Origin of the sequence: Serratia sp. BIGb0163 (assembly GCF_024809935.1) — a bacterium.
GTDB classification, from domain to species: Bacteria; Pseudomonadota; Gammaproteobacteria; order Enterobacterales; family Enterobacteriaceae; genus Serratia; species Serratia quinivorans.
Genome location: NZ_JANUDZ010000006.1, coordinates 113,471 through 131,585, shown reverse-complemented (window position 1 = coordinate 131,585; position 18,115 = coordinate 113,471). Strand labels below are relative to the sequence as shown.

Genomic DNA, 18,115 nt, shown 5'->3' with positions numbered 1-18,115 from the left:
CGGCGGGCTTTTTAGCCCGCTTGTTTATGAACCCGGGAGCAGAACTCGGTATTCGCGTTGAATACGGGGCGGCAAAGTCCCTATAATCGGGTTCATTTTTTTAGACAACGGACAGAGAACTCACGTGGCAAAGAACATTCAAGCCATTCGCGGCATGAACGACTACCTGCCGGAAGAAACGGCATTATGGCAGCGTATTGAAGGCATCCTCAAGCAGGTGCTTAGCGGCTACGGTTACAGCGAAATCCGCTTGCCGATTGTAGAGCAGACCCCGTTATTCAAACGCGCGATCGGCGAAGTGACCGACGTCGTGGAAAAAGAGATGTATACCTTCGACGACCGCAACGGCGAAAGCCTGACGCTGCGTCCGGAAGGCACGGCTGGTTGCGTTCGCGCCGGCATCGAACATGGTCTGCTGTACAATCAGGAGCAGCGTCTGTGGTACGTCGGTCCGATGTTCCGCTACGAGCGCCCGCAAAAAGGCCGCTATCGCCAGTTCCATCAACTGGGGGCCGAAGTGTTTGGCCTGCAGGGCCCGGATATTGACGCTGAGCTGATCCTGCTGAGCGCCCGCTGGTGGAAAGCGCTGGGGATTTCCGAGCACGTCAAGCTGGAGCTGAACTCCATCGGTTCACTGGAAGCGCGTGCCAACTACCGCGATGCTCTGGTGGCCTTCCTGGAACAGCATCAAGAGAAGCTGGACGAAGATTGCAAACGCCGTATGTACAGCAACCCGCTGCGCGTACTGGACTCGAAAAACCCGGAAGTGCAGGCGCTGTTGAACGACGCGCCACGCCTGTCCGAGTATCTGGATGCAGATTCCAAAGCCCACTTCGAAGGTCTGTGTGAACTTTTGGCGCAGGCAGGCATCCCATATACCATCAATGAACGCCTGGTGCGCGGTCTGGACTACTACAACCGCACGGTATTCGAATGGGTGACCACCAGTCTGGGCGCTCAGGGTACGGTGTGTGCCGGTGGTCGTTATGACGGCCTGGTAGAGCAACTGGGCGGGCGTGCGACGCCGGCGGTCGGTTTCGCCATGGGTCTGGAGCGCCTGGTGTTGCTGGTTCAGGCGGTTAACCCAGAGTTCAAGGCCGCGGCGACCATCGACGTGTATGTGATCTCCTCCGGTGCCGGTACTCAGAGTGCAGCAATGCAGCTGGCGGAGCGCGTGCGTGATGCGGCGCCACAGCTCAAACTGATGACCAACTACGGCGGTGGTAACTTTAAGAAGCAGATCACCCGTGCGGATAAGTGGGGCGCGCGCGTCGCCTTGATCCTGGGTGAGAACGAAGTCGCAGCCCAGCAGGTGGTGGTTAAGGACCTGCGCAGTGGTGAACAAGAAACGCTGGCGCAAAGCGAAGTCGCAGTGCGCCTGGCTCTGATGTTAGGTTAAGGAGAAGGACACCGTGGAAGTCTATACCACTGAAAACGAACAAGTCGACGCCGTGCGTCGGTTCTTTGCCGAAAATGGCAAAGCGCTGGCAGTGGGCGTGGTGCTCGGAATTGGTGCCCTGGTCGGCTGGCGTTACTGGCAGAGCCACGAAAACTCCAACATGATGGTTGCGTCCCAGTCCTATCAGGAAGCCAGCGATCGTCTGGCTAGCGGTAAGCCGGACGATGTAGCCGCCGCGGAGAAGTTTGCCCAGGCCAACAGCAACAGCTATGGCGTGCTGGCCTCCCTGGAGCTGGCGAAGCATTTTGTTGAGCAGAATGAGTTTGCCAAAGCGAGCCAACAACTGGTGTTGGCTCAGGGCCAGACCAAAGACGAAAACATGCTTTCGATGATTAACCTGCGTCTGGCACGTGTCCAGCTGCAGGAGAAAAAGCTGGATGACGCGCTGAAAACGCTGGATGGCGTGAAAGGCGAAGGCTGGGCGGCGATGGCGCAAGATACGCGCGGCGACGTGTTGTTGGCTAAGGGTGACACCAAAGGTGCACGTGAAGCTTACAGTAAAGGCATTGAGTCTAACGCTTCTCAGGCGCTGCAGGTTCTGCTGCGCATGAAATTGAATAACTTGTCCAGCTAAGGGGAATTCCCATGCAATTGCGTAAAACACTCTTGGTCGGACTGGTTTCCGTTGCCTTGCTGAGTGGTTGCTCACTGTTCAACAGTGAAGAAGACGTGGTTACCATGTCGCCGCTGCCGAAAGTTGAAAATCAGTTCACGCCGAACAAGGCGTGGAGTACCTCGGTCGGTGACGGTGTTGGTGAGTTCTATTCTCACCTGCGTCCTGCTTTCCAGGACAACACTATTTACGCAGCCGATCGTCATGGCATCGTGAAAGCACTGGATGCCGATAACGGTAACGAAAAGTGGAAGGTTGATCTCTCTGAGAAAACCGGCTTCCTGTCCAGCAACCTGCCGGCACTGCTGTCGGGCGGTATGGCGGTCGCGGGCGACAAGGCTTATGTCGGCAGTGAGAAAGCCGTGGTTTACGCGCTCAATACCTCAGACGGTACCCTGGCCTGGCAGACCAAGGTGGCCGGCGAAGCGATTTCACGTCCGGTGATCAGCGACGGTATGGTGTTGATCCATACCACTAACGGCCTGCTGCAGGCGCTGAACGAATCTGATGGCGCGGTGAAGTGGACGGTTAACCTGGACATGCCTTCACTGTCGTTGCGCGGTGAGTCCGCACCGGCCGTTGCCTTTGGCGCAGCCATTGTTGGCGGTGATAACGGTCGCGTCAATGCCGTGCTGATGCAGCAAGGTCAGTTGATTTGGCAACAACGTATTTCCCAGCCGAGCGGCGCGACCGAAATCGATCGTTTGAACGATGTCGACACTACGCCGGTGATTGTTGAGGGCGTTGTCTACGCATTAGGTTACAATGGCAACCTGACGGCGCTGGATCTGCGTTCCGGCCAGATCATGTGGAAGCGTGAACTGGGCTCGGTGAACGACTTTATCGTTGATGCAGGTCGCATCTACCTTATCGATCAGAACGATCGCGTGGTGGCGTTGAGCACCGAAGGTGGCGTGACGGTATGGACGCAGAGCGATTTGCTGCACCGCAATCTGACTCCGCCGGTGATGTACAATGGTTTCCTGGTGACCGGTGACTCTGAAGGTTACCTGCACTGGATCAACACCACGGACGGCCGTTTTGTTGCTCAGCAGGAAGTGGATAGCTCCGGCTTCCTGTCTGCGCCGATGGTAGCTGGCGATAAGCTGGTCATCCAGGCGAAGGGCGGAAAAGTTTACGCTTTCACCCGCTAACGCCGATCGTCGCACGGATTGCCAACGGCTCCTGAATGTTCAGGGGCCGTTTCGTATTTTTATAAGCTGCACTCCTGGTGTCTATCCATAGTGTAGTAACGCTTTGATTATTAAGTAATGAGGCTTCACAATGATACCTGTCGTCGCGCTAGTAGGGCGCCCGAATGTGGGTAAATCCACCTTGTTTAACCGTTTAACCCATACGCGCGATGCGCTGGTGGCGGATTTCCCCGGGCTAACGCGAGACCGCAAGTATGGTCGTGCTGAGGTTGAGGGTAATGAATTTATTATCGTCGATACCGGGGGCATTGACGGCACCGAAGATGGCGTTGAAACACGCATGGCCGGTCAGTCGCTGCTGGCGATCGAAGAAGCAGACATCGTGCTGTTTATGGTCGATGCTCGCGCTGGCCTGATGCCGGCCGATCTGGGCATTGCCCAGCATCTGCGCAACCGTCAGAAAGCCACCTTCCTGGTCGCCAACAAAACCGACGGTATGGATCCAGACATGGCCGCCGCCGATTTCTATTCGCTGGGCCTGGGCGACGTGCATCCGATCGCGGCTTCCCACGGTCGTGGCGTAGCGCAGTTGATCGAGCACGTACTGGTGCCGTTTGTCGGTGAAAAGCCGGAAGAAGTCGAGCTGACCGAAGAAGAGGCTAACGCCGCTTATTGGGCAGAGCAAGAAGGTGAAACCCTCGAAGGCGCAGACGAAGAGCCGGAAGACGACTTCAACCCGCAGGATCTGCCAATCAAGCTGGCTATCGTGGGTCGTCCTAACGTAGGTAAGTCCACACTGACTAACCGCATTCTCGGCGAAGATCGTGTCGTGGTCTACGACATGCCGGGCACGACCCGTGACAGCATCTATATCCCGATGGTCCGCGACGAGCGCGAATACGTGCTGATCGATACCGCCGGGGTACGTAAGCGCGGCAAGGTTACGGAAACCGTAGAGAAGTTCTCGGTAATCAAAACCCTGCAGGCGATTGAAGACGCCAACGTAGTGTTGCTGGTCGTGGATGCACGCGAAGGCATTTCCGATCAGGATCTCTCGCTGCTCGGCTTTATCCTCAATAGTGGGCGCTCACTGGTGATTGTCGTCAACAAGTGGGACGGCATGAGCGAGGAAGATCGCGATCACGTGAAAGAGATGCTCGATCTGCGTCTGGGCTTTGTCGATTTCGCCCGCATTCACTTTATCTCTGCCCTGCATGGTAGCGGCGTTGGCAACTTGTTCGTGTCGGTACTGGAAGCTTACGAGTGTGCGACCCGCCGCGTGAACACCTCAATGCTGACCAAAATCATGCAGATGGCTGCCGACGATCACCAACCGCCGTTGGTACGTGGCCGCCGCGTGAAGCTGAAATATGCGCACGCCGGTGGGTATAACCCGCCGATTGTGGTGATCCACGGCAACCAGGTGACCGATCTGTCCGATTCGTACAAACGCTACCTGATGAACTACTTCCGTCGTTCTCTGAAGGTGATGGGTACGCCGATCCGCATCCAGTTCAAAGAGGGTGAGAACCCGTTCGCCGGTAAGCGTAACCTGCTGACGCCGAACCAGATGCGCAAGCGTAAACGTCTGATGAGCCACCTGAAGAAAGGCTAATCATAAGAATGAGGGGCGCGGTATCACTACCGCGCCCCTTTTTTATTGGATCGAAATCGTTTTATTATCTGACTATTACCGCCGTTAGCCTGAAGGAACATCATGTCCTGGGAAACCTGGAGTTTTGCATTCAACGTCACCGTCCCCAATCTGTTAATGATGTTGCTGGGCATATTGCTGCGCCACTGGCGCTTGATGGACGACCGTTTTATCGATGGTGCCACCAAGTTGGTGTTTAACCTGGCGCTGCCCTGTTTGTTGTTCTTCAGCATCGCTACCAACCACCCGCAGTTGCTGGGCAACCTGCCGCTGGTAATCTTTGGCGCTATAGGCACCGTGGTCACCTTCCTGCTGCTGGAAGTGGCGGCTATCTGGCTGGTTAAAGAGCCACGTGAGCGCGGTGTCTTTGTGCAGGGGGGCTTCCGTGCCAATACCGCTATTGTCGGCCTGGCCTATGCCATGACCGCTTACGGCAGTGAGGGCGTGGCGTTAGGGTCGCTGTACCTGACGGTGACGGTGATCCTGTTTAACATACTGTCAGTTATTACCCTCACGCGCAGCCTGCAGGGCGGGCAGGGCAAGAGGATCAGCCGTTTGTCGCTGTTGCGCAGTATTGTCACCAATCCGCTGATTATCGGCCTGGTGTGCGGACTGGCTTATGCCCAGACCGGTCTGGGAATACCTCAGGTGATCCGGCAGACCGGCAGCTATATCTCCGCACTGTCGTTGCCACTGGCCTTGCTGTGCACCGGCGCCAGTTTAGACCTGCGCGCCATGTTTCGTTCGTCCAACGTGGCGGCGCTGTCTTCTTCGGCCAAGCTGTTTGTCGTGCCAGTGATAATGACGCTGAGTGGCTGGCTGTGCGGTTTTCACGGCGCGGCGTTGGGGATTATTTTCCTGTTCTCGGCCACGCCAACGGCTTCTGGCAGCTATGTGATGACGCGTGCGATGGGGGGGAACGCCACGCTGGCGGCGAATATTATCGCTATCACCACCGTCGGCTCGTTTTTCACTACCGCGTTGGGCATCTATTTCTTACGCTCATGGGGCGTGATTTAACCAGGGAGTGACTATGGAAGCGCAGTGTCCACAATGCGATCAAACGATGGAGTGGGTGAATGGTCACTACCATTGCACCGCCTGTAACAGCGATTATCAGCAGTTGGCCCACTGCCCGGATTGCGGGCAGCCATTACAAGAACTCAAGGCCTGCGGCGCGGTGGACTACCTGTGCCAGAACGGCCATGGGTTGATATCCAAAAAGCGGGTGTTATTCAGTTATCAGCCGTTGTAAGCGTTCACTCATCCACCTGACCGGTTTTCCACAGGTCGACCAACGCCTGCGGGGCGCTGGTTTCCGGGATCAGCAGTACGATTTCGCTGCGTAAAGTTTGGCTGTAATAGCTGATCTGCACGCGAAAATAACGTTGGTCACCGCAGCCGGGAGAGTCCGGTTGCCCCTCTTCCTGGGCGTAGGGCAGCGTCTGGTTCAACAGTTGATTCAGGCGCTGCCGTTGTTCTGGCGTAATGTCGGCCAGCGCAATGCGCCGCTGGCCCGCCAGTTTGGGAATAAAGGCGAAGCCGCCTTCACGCGCCAGCTCAATGACCGTGTCCTGATTGAGTGCCGGCAAGGGTTTCATTACTCTACCCCTACCTGATGCCAGGCCTGCTGTACCTTATCCGCCACTTTACTGTCGAAGCGCTGTTTGGCATGTTTCACCGTGGTACGGGCAAAGGTGGCGAAGTCAGCGTCCTGCGGCAGTGTCTTATCGCAAAGCGTGTCGTACCAGATGTAACCGGCTTTCTCCCAGGCAAAGCCGCCCAGAGCCGTGGCCGCCAGATAGAAGGCGCGGTTGGGAATGCCGGAGTTGAGGTGGACGCCGCCGTTATCCTCTTTGGTCTGAATGTAGTCTTTCATGTCGGCCGGCTGCGGATCTTTCCCCAGCAGCGGATCGTCGTAGGCGGTACCGGGTGCCGACATCGAACGCAGGCCCTTGCCGTTGATGCCTTTCGCCAGCAGGCCTTCGCCAATCAGCCAGTCGGCCTTATCCGCGGTTTGCTTGAGGTGGAACTGTTTGACCAGAGAACCGAACACGTCAGACAGCGACTCATTCAGCGCACCGGCCTGTTGGAAGTAAATTAGTCCGGCCTCGCTTTCGGTGACGCCGTGTGCCAGTTCGTGGCCGACTACGTCGATGGCGATGGTAAAACGGTTAAAGATTTCGCCGTCACCATCGCCGAAGACCATTTGCTGGCCGTTCCAAAAGGCGTTCTGGTATTCCTTGCCGTAATGCACGCTGCCGGTCAGCGGCAGGCCTTGATTGTCCAGCGAGTTGCGTTTGAATGCCTGCCAGAAGAAATCGTAGGTGACGCCGAGGTAGTCATAGGCTTCATCCACCGCCACGTCATGATTACTGGCCTGGCCCTCATTACGTACCTGTTTACCCGGCAGTTGGGTGCCGTTTTCGGCATCAAAAATATCGCGGATGACTTCGCCACCGGTCGAGGTTTTCGCCCCGGGGGCGCGTAACGGCTTGTTGCCGAGCAGGCTTTGAACGTGGTTCAGGGTGTGTAATGCGCAGTCGCGCTGCGGCAGGCTGCCGTGCTCAATGATCCGACGCAGCATATAAGGGGGAATGACCGAGCGCGCTGTCAGGGTCGGCATAGTGGCTCTCCTTGAGTAAAGATTCCGCCACTAAGTGTAGTTCAGACATCGTAAAGACGGTGATCGTGAGTGCTGACCGCCGGGCTGGTTTTATGGGGGCTGACGCGTTTGACCGAGGTGCGGACCGCCAGCTTGCCGTGCAGCAGCAGGTTGCATGGGGGCGCATCGGCGCGCAGCATGCGGCGTTGCAGTAGCTGAATGGCCTCATAGCCCAACTCGTCGCGCGGCACGTGTACCGAGGTGAGCGGCACGTCATGAATTTCCGCCAGATTAAAACCGTCGGTGCTCATCACCGAAATATCACCTGGCACGCTCAACTGCAATTTGTTGAGTGCCTTGACCGCGCCGACCGCCATATAGTCGCCACCGGCAAGAATGGCCGTCGGCAATTGTGAGCGCTGACTGACCCGGTTGATAAAGGTGGTGAGTGCCTGTTCGGCCTCTTCGCTACCGAAACCGGAGGTGGTGACCAGATGGCGACCCTCGTCAAAGGCGATGTTGTGCCGCGCATAGGCTTGTTTAATGCCCGCCAGCCGCAGCTCCATGGTGTGCCGACGCAGGCACTGCAGGTTCAGAATATGGCTGTGCCCCTGCTGGATCAGATAGTTGGCGGAGAATTCGCCAATCAGTTGATGGTCGGGCGACACGCTATCGAGCCGCATCTGCCGGTCGCTGCAGTTAATCAGCACGCAGGGTTTATTCAGATCGGCGGCTAACTGGTGAATATGCTCGTCATCGATACCGATAATCAGCGCCGCCTGGGTCTGCGGATCGCTCATCTTTTCCAAAAACAGCGCGCCGTCGCTGTGCAGTTCCTCAAGCCCGCAATAGCGAATACGTACCTCATGTTCTGCCAGCGCAGCGGTGATGCCCTGGATCACCTTGTAGTAAAAAATATCGGTACGTACGTCAAAGGCGCGTTGTGGCGCGAAGACCATCACGCTGTTCAACATCAGTCGACCGCTGGAAATCCCCTGCAGGATGCCGTTCTGTTGGGCGCAGGCCAGCACTTTTTGGCGTGCTTCGACGCTGGTATTGGACTTGCCGGCTAAAACGCGTGAAACGGTGCTGATCGACAACCCGGTTTGGTGGGCGATCTCCTGGATTTTCAGCTTTCCGTTCATTCTGTGATCTCCTTCAAATTTGGTGATGAAAATATTTTCACTGCATTTTTTCAGCGTACTGTCAGGCTTCGGTGGCCATTATGGCGAGCTTTTATCCTTCGTATGAAAATTTTTGCAAAAAACCACGTTTCGCTCACGCTTCCGGCTGGCTAGTTTGAATTGGTATACCAACTTTATAGATTTATCAGTCCAATTAATGGGCTGAATTATAAATAAAATGAAAATAAATCATGTGGTTGTGAAGGACGTGCGCCTGCTTCTGGGAAGCATAATGCAATTTAACACCACCCATACCTTCGCTAACCAAACGTACCCTACCAAAAAGCGCGCTGTGTCACCGGGCAGCCGTCGTGGAGAGAAGACAGATGAGTGTGGAAATTAATCAAAGGGTCGTCGACAGCGGCCGGCGTAAATTTAAATCACTGCGCTGGTGGATGCTGGCGCTGTTTCTGCTGGGTGTCACGGTTAACTACATCACTCGTAACTCGCTGGGCATCCTGGCGCCGGAGCTGAAAACCAGCCTGAACATGACCACCGAGCAGTATTCCTGGGTGGTTGCGTCGTTCCAACTGGCCTATACGGTGTTTCAGCCGATCTGCGGTTGGCTGATCGATGTGATTGGTCTGAAGATGGGGTTCCTGATCTGCGCCAGCATCTGGGCGGTGGTTTGCATGATGCATGCCGGGGCCGGCACCTGGGTGCAGTTGGCGATCCTGCGCTTCTTTATGGGCGGGGCAGAAGCAGCGGCTACGCCGGCCAACGCCAAGGCGATTTCCGACTGGTTCCCGAAGAAGGAACGGCCCATCGCCGCCGGTTGGGCGGGCGTCGGGTTTTCTATTGGCGCCATGCTGGCACCGCCGATCATCGTTATTGCCCACGTCTCCTTTGGTTGGCAGGGCGCTTTCCTGTTTTCCGGCGCGCTGGCGTTGTTTTGGGTGGTGCTGTGGTGGCGGTTCTACCACTCGCCGCAGCAGCACCCCAATCTGAGCCAGCAGGAGCTGGATCTGATCCGCGAAGACAACGAGCCGGAGTTACCCCGACTGCCTTTCCTCAAGTCGTTGGCCATTCTCTGCCGCAACAAAAAGTTCTACGGCATTGCCATTCCGGCCTTTCTCGCCGAGCCGGCCTGGGCGGTATTCAGTTTCTGGGTGCCGCTGTATTTGGCCACCGAACGCGGCATGGATTTAAAACACATCGCCATGTTTGCCTGGCTGCCGTTTTTGGCGGCGGACATCGGCAGCGTCGCCAGCGGCTATCTCACCACTTTGTACCGTAAATGGTTCGGCTGCAGCCGCGTCAACTCGGTGGTTGCCAGCTCGGTCACCGGCGCATTCATGATGGTCTCGCTGGCGTTCGTCGCGATCACCAAAGATCCCTATGTGGCGATCGCTCTGATCTCGATCGGCGGTTTCGGCCATCAGGTGATCTCCTGCATGCTCAGCGCGCTGGTGGTGGAATCATTCGATAAAAATCAGGTAGCTACGGTCAACGGTATGCGCGGCTCCAGCGCCTGGATCGCCAGCTTCCTGTTCACGCTGCTGATCGGCGCGGTCTCCGATACCGTCGGTTTCAACCCGCTGTTTATCGCCATGGGCTTCTTCGACCTGATCGGCGCCGTATTCCTGATTGCCTTGATCGCCGAACGTGGCGGTAAAAAAACACTTAATAGTTAAGTTGGATGCCTATGAAAACCTTAAAAAATTGGACGTTGGCCGGCCAGTATGCCGATCGCATTGAGCTGTTGGTCGATGAACGTCACCTGTTCTGTCTTTACGTGCTGGAAAACAGCCTGTTCCGCGTGTTGATTAAACGCAATGGCGAGTTGGCGCTGGATCGCACCTGGAGCATTGCGCCGCAGACTGATGTGCCCTGGGAAGGGCGTGATCGCTTGAGCGTGGCCGGCTTCGGCCTGCCGGGTTATCAGTTGCAGCAACATGAGGATCGGCTGGTGGTGACGACGTCTGCACTGCGCGTTACCGTGCATCAGCCGCTGTGGCTGGAGTGGGAGCACTGCAACGCCGCCGGTGAATGGCTTCCGCTGGCCGCCGATCGGCCAACCAGCGCTTACCTGCTGAACCCGCACGGTGACGGCGTGGCCCACTACCAGCGCCGTCAGGCCGCCGAGCGGTACTATGGCCTGGGTGAGAAGGCCGGTGATTTGGAACGCAGCGGTCGCCGCTTTGAAATGCGCAACCTGGACGCGATGGGTTACAACGCCGCCAGCACCGATCCGCTGTACAAGCACATTCCTTTCACCATCACCCGTGGGGAAGAGGCCAGTTTCGGGCTGTTTTACGACAACCTGAGCAGTTGCTGGCTGGATCTGGGCAATGAGATCGATAACTACCATCTGGCCTATCGCCGCTATCAGGCTGAAGCGGGGGATCTGGATTATTACCTGTTCCTCGGCCCCAAAGTGCTGGACGTGACCAAGGCGTTTGTACGTCTGACCGGCAAGACTCACTTCGGCCCGAAATGGAGCCTGGGCTACAGCGGTTCCACCATGCATTACACCGATGCGCCGGATGCCCAGCAGCAGCTACAGCAGTTTATTCAACTCTGTCGCCAGCATGATATTCCCTGCGACTCGTTCCAACTGTCGTCGGGTTATACCTCGATCGGCAACAAGCGCTATGTATTCAACTGGAACTACGACAAGGTGCCGCAGCCCAAACAGTTGAGCCAGGCGTTTCACGATGCCGGGTTAAAGTTGGCGGCCAACATCAAGCCGTGCCTGTTGCAGGATCATCCGCAGTATCAGCAGGCGGCGGAGCAGGGGCTGTTTATCCGGGATTCCGAAAGCGACCGGCCGGAGCGCTCCAGCTTTTGGGACGACGAAGGCTCGCACCTCGACTTCACCAATCCGGCGGCGGTGCAATGGTGGCAACAGGGCGTGACGCAGCAGCTGCTGGAGATGGGCATTGATTCCACCTGGAATGACAATAACGAATACGAAGTGTGGGACGGAGAGGCGCGTTGCCACGGTTTTGGCACGCCTATCGCCATCAAGCACATTCGCCCGGTGATGCCGTTACTGATGATGCGCGCTTCAATGGAGGCTCAGCAACGCTTTGCTCCCGAGCTGCGGCCTTACCTGATCTCGCGTTCCGGTTGCGCCGGTATGCAGCGTTATGTGCAGACCTGGAGCGGCGACAACCGCACCAACTGGCAGACTTTGCGTTACAACATCCGCATGGGGTTGGGCATGAGCCTGTCCGGCCTGTATAACCTCGGGCACGACGTCGGCGGTTTCTCCGGTGACAAGCCGGACGCCGAACTCCTGGTGCGCTGGGTGCAAAACGGCGTGATGCATCCGCGTTTTACCATTCACTCCTGGAACGACGACGCCACGGTGAATGAACCCTGGATGTATCCGGCCGCTACCCCGGCGGTACGCGAGGCGATTAACCTGCGTTACCGGCTGATGCCGTATTTCTACACCCTGCTGTGGCAGGCCAGTGCCGACGACGAGCCGATGCTGCGCCCGACCTTCCTCGACCATGAGCATGACGAACAGACCCTGAAAGAAACCGATGATTTTATGATTGGTCGCGATCTGCTGGTGGCCAGCGTAGTGGAGCAGGGGCAACGCCAGCGGCCGGTGTATCTGCCGGATAACGGCGATGGTTGGTATTGCTTCTACAGCGGCCAGTGGTTCAGTGGCGGCCAGACGGTGGTGCTGGAAGCCCCGCTGGAGCGCTTGCCGCTGCTGGTGCGTGCCGGTGCGGCATTGCCGTTGTCATCCCGCCTGGCGCATGTTGACGTAACGGCGGACGAGCGACGTGAGCTTAAGTTGTACCCGCTAAAAGGCTGTGGCAGCGCTTCTGGGCTGTTATTTGAAGACGACGGCGAGAGTTATGGCTGGCAGCAGGGCGACGCGCTGTGGCTGCGCTGGGAGATGCTCAGTGACAATCAGCGCATCACGCTGAACCTCACCACCGAGGGCCGCTTTAAACCGGCATGGCGAACCATCACCTTCAGCTTGCCTGCCGGAGAAGCGCGCGAGTTGTGGATCAACGGCGCGCCCGGCAACAGTTTTACGCTGGAATAAGCGGAATTATTCAGCCGCGCGCTTTTTGCGCGTTTTTTTGGCCAGGGTGATGGTTTTCACCTCGCTTTCCACCCAGCCATCCTGCAGACGGGTTTTCAGCAATTCACCCACCTGTGCCTGTTTGGTGGTTTTCAGCAGTTCGCCGCGTGGCGTTTGCGTCACGCTGTAGCCACGCGCCAGCGTTGCCAGCGGACTGACCGCCTCAAGCTGGCTGCAGGCCACACCAAAGCGCTGACGCCAGGCGTTGAGCTGCCGCTCCAGCGCCTGCTGTAAACGGTATTCCTGCTGCTGCACGCGTTGCTGATAGCGATGAATGCGTGCCTGTGGCTGCATCTGCGCCAAGCGCTGTTGCGCCCGCTCGCTGCGGCGTGAAGACAAGCGCAGTTGGTTCTGCATGCCATCTTCCAACCGACGCTGCAGTTTGAACAACAGCGTCTGCTGACGCGCCAGGCGCAGGTGTGGATGCTGTTGCTGCAAACGGTGGTTGATGCGGGTGAACTGTTGCTGGCGCTGCGCCAGATAGTAATCCATCGCCATTTCCATCCGCTGCTGCTGGGACTGCAACTGGCGCAGCAGCTCCAGCTGATTGCGGCTGACCAGTTCGGCGGCGGCTGAAGGGGTTGGCGCACGCAGGTCGGCGACAAAATCGGCAATGGTGACGTCGGTTTCATGGCCGACGGCGCTGACGATCGGAATGCGGCTGGCGAAAATTGCCCGCGCCACGCGTTCGTCATTAAAACTCCACAGATCTTCCAGCGAACCGCCACCACGGCCGACGATCAGCACGTCACACTCGTCGCGGCGGTTAGCCGTTTCGATGGCACGCACAATCTGCAATGGCGCTTCTGCGCCCTGTACCGAAGTAGGGTAGATAACGATAGGCAGTGAAGGATCACGCCGTTGCAGCACCTGCAGCACATCGTGCAGCGCCGCACCGCTGGCGGAGGTAATGACCCCGACGCGTTTGGCCGGGCTGGGCAAGGGTTGCTTGAACTGTTGGTCGAACAGGCCTTCGGCGCTCAGGCGCTGTTTCAACTGGTCGAACTGCTGTTGCAACAGACCGTCACCGGCAGGCTGCATGCTTTCGGCAATCAGTTGGTAGTCGCCGCGCGGTTCATACAGCGTAATGCTGGCGCGAACCAGTACCTGTTGGCCATTCTGCGGGCGGAAAGTGGTGCGGCGGTTAGTGTTGCGGAACATCGCGCAACGCACCTGCGCACGATCGTCTTTCAGCGTGAAATACCAGTGGCCGGAAGAGGGTTGAGAGAAGTTGGAAATCTCGGCGGAGAGCCAAATCTGGCCCATTTCCATTTCCAGCAGCTGTCGAACCGTCTGATTCAGGCGGCTTACGGTAAAAATAGACGGCGAAACAGGTAGCGACATGTGACCCAGATCAAATTTCAAAACAAGCACTTAATTGGTCGATACTACATGGCTGAAAAAGGTAATCAAGAGTTTTTGTGCGAAAGTACTGGAGGCAACCGATTACGCTCTGTATAATGCCGCGGCAATATTTTATCTTTTTCACAGCCCACTCTGGTGAGATATTGCCCATGCTACGCATCGCAAAAGAAGCACTGACATTCGACGACGTTCTCCTGGTTCCAGCTCACTCTACGGTTCTGCCTAATACCGCTGAGCTCGGCACCCAATTGACCAAAACCATCCACCTGAATATCCCTATGCTGTCCGCAGCCATGGACACCGTTACCGAAGCCAATCTGGCTATCGCGCTGGCGCAGGAAGGCGGTTTAGGCTTCATCCACAAAAACATGTCCATCGAGCGTCAGGCTGAAGAAGTCCGCCGCGTGAAAAAACATGAAAGCGGCGTGGTCACCGACCCACAGGCCGTGACTCCGACCACCACCCTGAAAGAAGTGAAAGAACTGACCGCGCGTAACGGCTTTGCCGGCTACCCGGTCGTGACCGAAGAAAACGAACTGGTCGGCATCATCACCGGCCGTGACGTTCGCTTCGTCACCGATCTGAACCAGCCTGTTACCGCCGTGATGACGCCTAAAGAGCGCCTGGTTACGGTGAAAGAAGGTGAAGCGCGTGAAGTCGTGCTGCAGAAAATGCACGAAAAACGCGTTGAGAAAGCGCTGGTGGTAGACGACCAGTTCCATCTGCTGGGTATGATCACCGTCAAAGACTTCCAAAAAGCGGAACGCAAGCCAAACGCCTGTAAAGACGAGCATGGCCGTCTGCGCGTTGGTGCTGCGGTTGGCGCCGGAGCAGGTAACGAAGAGCGCGTTGATGCGCTGGTCGCTGCCGGCGTTGACGTCCTGCTGATTGACTCCTCCCACGGCCATTCCGAAGGCGTATTACAGCGCATTCGTGAAACCCGCGCCAAATACCCGGATCTGCAGATCGTTGGCGGCAACGTCGCGACCGCTTCAGGCGCCAAAGCGCTGGCTGATGCCGGTGTTAGCGCGGTGAAAGTGGGTATCGGCCCTGGTTCCATCTGTACCACTCGTATCGTTACCGGCGTTGGCGTACCGCAGATCACCGCTATCGCCGACGCGGTTGAAGCGCTGGAAGGCACCGGTATCCCGGTTATCGCCGACGGCGGCATCCGTTTCTCCGGTGACATCGCCAAAGCCATCGCGGCTGGCGCATCCTGCGTGATGGTTGGCTCTATGCTGGCGGGTACCGAAGAATCTCCGGGCGAAATCGAGCTGTATCAGGGCCGTTCGTTCAAATCCTATCGCGGTATGGGTTCACTGGGCGCGATGTCCAAAGGCTCTTCCGACCGTTACTTCCAGACCGATAACGCCGCCGACAAACTGGTGCCTGAAGGTATCGAAGGCCGCGTGGCTTACAAAGGCATGCTGAAAGCCATTGTTCACCAGCAAATGGGCGGTCTGCGCTCTTGCATGGGCCTGACCGGTTGCGGCACCATCGACGAGCTGCGCACCAAGGCTGAATTTGTGCGCATCAGCGGCGCCGGCATTCAGGAAAGCCACGTGCACGATGTGACCATCACCAAAGAGTCACCGAACTACCGCATGGGTTAATGCTTTAACTTCTCCTGCGGGAGAAGCCGGGGTGGGGCGTAACGCTTCACCCCGAAAACACTATTTTCGCTCTTTTTCTCTGTTGCTGGAATTCGCCTCACATGACAAAAAATATCCATAAGCATCGCATCCTGATTCTGGACTTTGGTTCGCAATACACTCAACTGGTAGCACGCCGCGTGCGCGAAATCGGCGTTTACTGTGAGCTGTGGGCCTGGGACGTTAGCGAAGAGCAAATCCGCGAATTCAATCCAAGCGGCATCATCCTGTCCGGCGGCCCGGAAAGCACCACCGAAGCCAACAGCCCGCGCGCGCCAGAATACGTGTTCACCGCCGGTGTCCCGGTGCTGGGCGTATGCTACGGCATGCAGACCATGGCGATGCAGTTGGGTGGCCAGGTAGAAGGTTCCAACGAGCGTGAGTTCGGTTATGCCCAGGTGGAAATCACCACCGAAAGCGCATTGGTGCGCGACATCGAAGACGCCCTGAGCCCGGCCGGCAAACCGCTGCTGGACGTGTGGATGAGCCACGGCGACAAAGTGACCGCTATCCCGGCTGACTTCGTGACCGTCGCCAGCACCGATACCTGCCCGTTTGCCATTATGGCCAACGAAGAAAAACGCTTCTACGGCGTGCAGTTCCACCCGGAAGTAACCCACACCCGTCAGGGCCAGCGTATGCTGGAGCGTTTCGTGCTGGATATCTGCCAGTGTGAAGCCCTGTGGACCCCGGCGACCATCATTGAAGATGCGGTAGAACGTATTCGTCAGCAGGTAGGTGAAGATCACGTGATCCTCGGCCTGTCCGGCGGCGTAGACTCTTCCGTTACCGCGATGCTGCTGCACCGTGCCATCGGCAAACGCCTGACCTGCGTGTTTGTCGACAACGGCCTGCTGCGCCTGAACGAAGCCGAACAGGTACTGGAAATGTTTGGTGACCACTTCGGCCTGAACATCGTTCACGTGGCGGCAGAAGATCGCTTCCTGAGCGCCCTGGCCGGTGTTGACGAGCCGGAAGCCAAGCGCAAAATCATTGGTCGCGTTTTCGTTGAGTTGTTCGACGAAGAAGCCTGCAAACAGGCTGACGTCAAATGGCTGGCGCAAGGCACCATCTACCCGGACGTGATCGAATCCGCCGCTTCTGCCACCGGCAAAGCGCACGTGATCAAGTCGCACCACAACGTGGGTGGCCTGCCGAAAGAGATGAAGCTGGGCCTGGTCGAACCGCTGAAAGAGCTGTTCAAAGACGAAGTGCGCAAAATTGGCCTGGAACTGGGCCTGCCGTACGACATGCTGTTCCGCCACCCGTTCCCGGGGCCAGGTCTGGGTGTGCGCGTGCTGGGCGAAGTGAAGAAAGAGTATTGCGACCTGCTGCGTCGCGCCGATGCCATCTTCATTGAAGAACTGCACAAGGCCGATCTGTACAACAAGGTCAGCCAGGCATTCACCGTGTTCCTGCCGGTACGTTCCGTTGGCGTGATGGGCGATGGCCGTAAATACGACTGGGTTGTTTCACTGCGCGCAGTGGAAACCATCGACTTTATGACCGCGCATTGGGCGCACCTGCCGTATGATTTCCTCGGCCGCGTCTCCAACCGCATCATCAACGAAGTGAACGGCATTTCCCGCGTAGTTTATGACATCAGCGGCAAGCCACCGGCTACCATTGAGTGGGAATGATTTAGCGGCCGGTCTAGGCCGGCACTAAATAACAGCCATCACATCTAATCCCGCGTAACTGCGGGATTTTTTATGAAGTAAAAGAATTTTATGGAATTACCTGGCGTAGGTTCACAACGCATCTAAACCACAGTACTTTATATCTTTGCATCAGTGACTGGTTTGACGGAGGTGCTATGACGACATTGCCAACACGAATACCGTTACCTGAAGAGCTTTACGCGTCATTAAGGCCGCTGAGATTAGACGATGTTGATGCGTGGTCGGCGTATTTGAGTAAACCTGGCGTGATTGAACATACCAGTTGGGGGGATGTCGGCCCGACCAACCTCGAAACGCTGATTGCTGACTATGCCGAAGGCAAAGACTCTCTTCGTTGGGCCATTGTGGATCAGAGTGACGGTTTGCTCGGTACGGTTGGGTTGAACGAAATATCCCGCGATCATGGCCGGGCGGAAATTGCCTACGATCTTGACCCGAGCCACTGTGGCCGGGGCTTGGCGACTGAGGCGGCGAGTGCCGTTATTCATTGGGCGCACACCGTTCTGGGCCTTCAGCGTGTTCAGGCTACGGTTCTTGATAGCAATATATTGTCGATTGCCGTCCTGGAGCGAGTGGGCATGCAGCGCGAAGGTTTAATCAGGCAATACCGCCGCGTGCGCGGGCAGGCCAGAGATTATTGGATGTACGCGGCCATTAGTCGCGCAGGGAATTGAGGCTGCCAACCTCAATTTTCAT

General features: G+C 57.1%; 15 protein-coding genes. 11 read left to right on the top strand and 4 right to left on the bottom strand.

Going from position 1 to position 18,115, the window contains the following annotated elements:
* Positions 1–124 precede the first annotated feature (124 nt).
* The 6 genes from hisS to M2406_RS19505 all read left to right on the top strand — a co-directional run bounded on the left by hisS (position 125) and on the right by M2406_RS19505 (position 6,135).
* The gene (gene hisS, locus M2406_RS19530; RefSeq protein WP_012146316.1) at positions 125–1,399 is read left to right on the top strand and encodes a histidine--tRNA ligase; all 1,275 of its coding nucleotides are present in this window, start codon (positions 125–127) and stop codon (positions 1,397–1,399) included.
* Positions 1,400–1,412: 13 nt separating this feature from the next.
* The gene (locus tag M2406_RS19525) at positions 1,413–2,033 is read left to right on the top strand and encodes a YfgM family protein (RefSeq protein WP_012146315.1); all 621 of its coding nucleotides are present in this window, start codon (positions 1,413–1,415) and stop codon (positions 2,031–2,033) included.
* Between the two features lie 11 nt (positions 2,034–2,044).
* Positions 2,045–3,226 (top strand): outer membrane protein assembly factor BamB, encoded by a 1,182-nt coding sequence (bamB, locus tag M2406_RS19520; RefSeq protein WP_112363244.1) that lies wholly within the window; start codon positions 2,045–2,047, stop codon positions 3,224–3,226.
* Between the two features lie 130 nt (positions 3,227–3,356).
* The gene (gene der / locus M2406_RS19515; RefSeq protein WP_112363243.1) at positions 3,357–4,841 is read left to right on the top strand and encodes a ribosome biogenesis GTPase Der; all 1,485 of its coding nucleotides are present in this window, start codon (positions 3,357–3,359) and stop codon (positions 4,839–4,841) included.
* A gap of 102 nt (positions 4,842–4,943) precedes the next feature.
* Positions 4,944–5,900 carry an AEC family transporter gene (locus M2406_RS19510; protein ID WP_012146312.1) on the top strand — a complete coding sequence of 319 codons (957 nt, stop codon included), beginning with the start codon at positions 4,944–4,946 and terminating at the stop codon, positions 5,898–5,900.
* A 13-nt stretch (positions 5,901–5,913) separates the two neighbouring features.
* Positions 5,914–6,135 carry a zinc ribbon domain-containing protein gene (locus M2406_RS19505; RefSeq protein ID WP_017893682.1) on the top strand — a complete coding sequence of 74 codons (222 nt, stop codon included), beginning with the start codon at positions 5,914–5,916 and terminating at the stop codon, positions 6,133–6,135.
* Positions 6,136–6,139: 4 nt separating this feature from the next.
* Here the strand turns inward: M2406_RS19505 and M2406_RS19500 are convergent, their stop codons facing one another.
* The 3 genes from M2406_RS19500 to M2406_RS19490 are packed head-to-tail and all read right to left on the bottom strand — an operon-like array spanning position 6,140 to position 8,630.
* Complete coding sequence (locus M2406_RS19500; protein WP_012146310.1) at positions 6,140–6,481, bottom strand: protealysin inhibitor emfourin; 342 nt, start codon at positions 6,479–6,481, stop codon at positions 6,140–6,142.
* Positions 6,481–7,506 carry a M4 family metallopeptidase gene (locus M2406_RS19495; protein ID WP_259191065.1) on the bottom strand — a complete coding sequence of 342 codons (1,026 nt, stop codon included), beginning with the start codon at positions 7,504–7,506 and terminating at the stop codon, positions 6,481–6,483. Before M2406_RS19495 ends, M2406_RS19500 begins: the two co-directional genes overlap by 1 nt.
* Positions 7,507–7,547: 41 nt before the next feature.
* Positions 7,548–8,630, bottom strand: a complete 1,083-nt coding sequence (locus tag M2406_RS19490) for a LacI family DNA-binding transcriptional regulator (RefSeq protein ID WP_259191064.1) — start codon at positions 8,628–8,630, stop codon at positions 7,548–7,550.
* 365 nt (positions 8,631–8,995) lie between these two features.
* On the opposite strand from M2406_RS19490, the gene M2406_RS19485 reads away from it, so the two are divergent.
* Positions 8,996–10,303 (top strand): MFS transporter, encoded by a 1,308-nt coding sequence (locus M2406_RS19485; protein ID WP_259191063.1) that lies wholly within the window; start codon positions 8,996–8,998, stop codon positions 10,301–10,303.
* Positions 10,304–10,314: 11 nt separating this feature from the next.
* On the top strand, positions 10,315–12,681 hold the full coding sequence (locus M2406_RS19480; protein WP_259191062.1) for a glycoside hydrolase family 31 protein: 2,367 nt from the start codon (positions 10,315–10,317) through the stop codon (positions 12,679–12,681).
* Between the two features lie 6 nt (positions 12,682–12,687).
* Here M2406_RS19480 and xseA read toward each other — a convergent pair whose 3' ends face one another.
* On the bottom strand, positions 12,688–14,064 hold the full coding sequence (xseA, locus tag M2406_RS19475) for an exodeoxyribonuclease VII large subunit (RefSeq protein ID WP_259191061.1): 1,377 nt from the start codon (positions 14,062–14,064) through the stop codon (positions 12,688–12,690).
* Between the two features lie 170 nt (positions 14,065–14,234).
* Between xseA and guaB the strand changes: the two genes are divergently transcribed.
* The 3 genes from guaB (at position 14,235) to M2406_RS19460 (ending at position 18,093) form a co-directional block, all read left to right on the top strand.
* Positions 14,235–15,698 carry an IMP dehydrogenase gene (gene guaB, locus M2406_RS19470; RefSeq protein WP_012146304.1) on the top strand — a complete coding sequence of 488 codons (1,464 nt, stop codon included), beginning with the start codon at positions 14,235–14,237 and terminating at the stop codon, positions 15,696–15,698.
* Between the two features lie 101 nt (positions 15,699–15,799).
* On the top strand, positions 15,800–17,377 hold the full coding sequence (gene guaA / locus M2406_RS19465) for a glutamine-hydrolyzing GMP synthase (RefSeq protein WP_259191060.1): 1,578 nt from the start codon (positions 15,800–15,802) through the stop codon (positions 17,375–17,377).
* Positions 17,378–17,553: 176 nt separating this feature from the next.
* Positions 17,554–18,093, top strand: coding sequence for a GNAT family N-acetyltransferase (locus tag M2406_RS19460; protein WP_259191059.1), 540 nt, complete (start codon positions 17,554–17,556; stop codon positions 18,091–18,093).
* The last annotated feature ends 22 nt before the right edge of the window (positions 18,094–18,115 follow it).

What these genes read in the sequence shown, in the direction of transcription:
- M2406_RS19510 (WP_012146312.1), top strand. Translation starts at nt 4,944, where the DNA reads ATGTCCTGGGAAACCTGGAGTTTTGCATTCAACGTCACCGTCCCCAAT.
- M2406_RS19505 (WP_017893682.1), top strand. Translation starts at nt 5,914, where the DNA reads ATGGAAGCGCAGTGTCCACAATGCGATCAAACGATGGAGTGGGTGAAT.
- bamB (WP_112363244.1), top strand. Translation starts at nt 2,045, where the DNA reads ATGCAATTGCGTAAAACACTCTTGGTCGGACTGGTTTCCGTTGCCTTG.
- M2406_RS19490 (WP_259191064.1), bottom strand. Translation starts at nt 8,630, where the DNA reads ATGAACGGAAAGCTGAAAATCCAGGAGATCGCCCACCAAACCGGGTTG.
- M2406_RS19485 (WP_259191063.1), top strand. Translation starts at nt 8,996, where the DNA reads ATGAGTGTGGAAATTAATCAAAGGGTCGTCGACAGCGGCCGGCGTAAA.
- M2406_RS19495 (WP_259191065.1), bottom strand. Translation starts at nt 7,506, where the DNA reads ATGCCGACCCTGACAGCGCGCTCGGTCATTCCCCCTTATATGCTGCGT.
- xseA (WP_259191061.1), bottom strand. Translation starts at nt 14,064, where the DNA reads ATGTCGCTACCTGTTTCGCCGTCTATTTTTACCGTAAGCCGCCTGAAT.
- M2406_RS19500 (WP_012146310.1), bottom strand. Translation starts at nt 6,481, where the DNA reads ATGAAACCCTTGCCGGCACTCAATCAGGACACGGTCATTGAGCTGGCG.
- M2406_RS19460 (WP_259191059.1), top strand. Translation starts at nt 17,554, where the DNA reads ATGACGACATTGCCAACACGAATACCGTTACCTGAAGAGCTTTACGCG.
- M2406_RS19480 (WP_259191062.1), top strand. Translation starts at nt 10,315, where the DNA reads ATGAAAACCTTAAAAAATTGGACGTTGGCCGGCCAGTATGCCGATCGC.
- der (WP_112363243.1), top strand. Translation starts at nt 3,357, where the DNA reads ATGATACCTGTCGTCGCGCTAGTAGGGCGCCCGAATGTGGGTAAATCC.
- guaA (WP_259191060.1), top strand. Translation starts at nt 15,800, where the DNA reads ATGACAAAAAATATCCATAAGCATCGCATCCTGATTCTGGACTTTGGT.
- guaB (WP_012146304.1), top strand. Translation starts at nt 14,235, where the DNA reads ATGCTACGCATCGCAAAAGAAGCACTGACATTCGACGACGTTCTCCTG.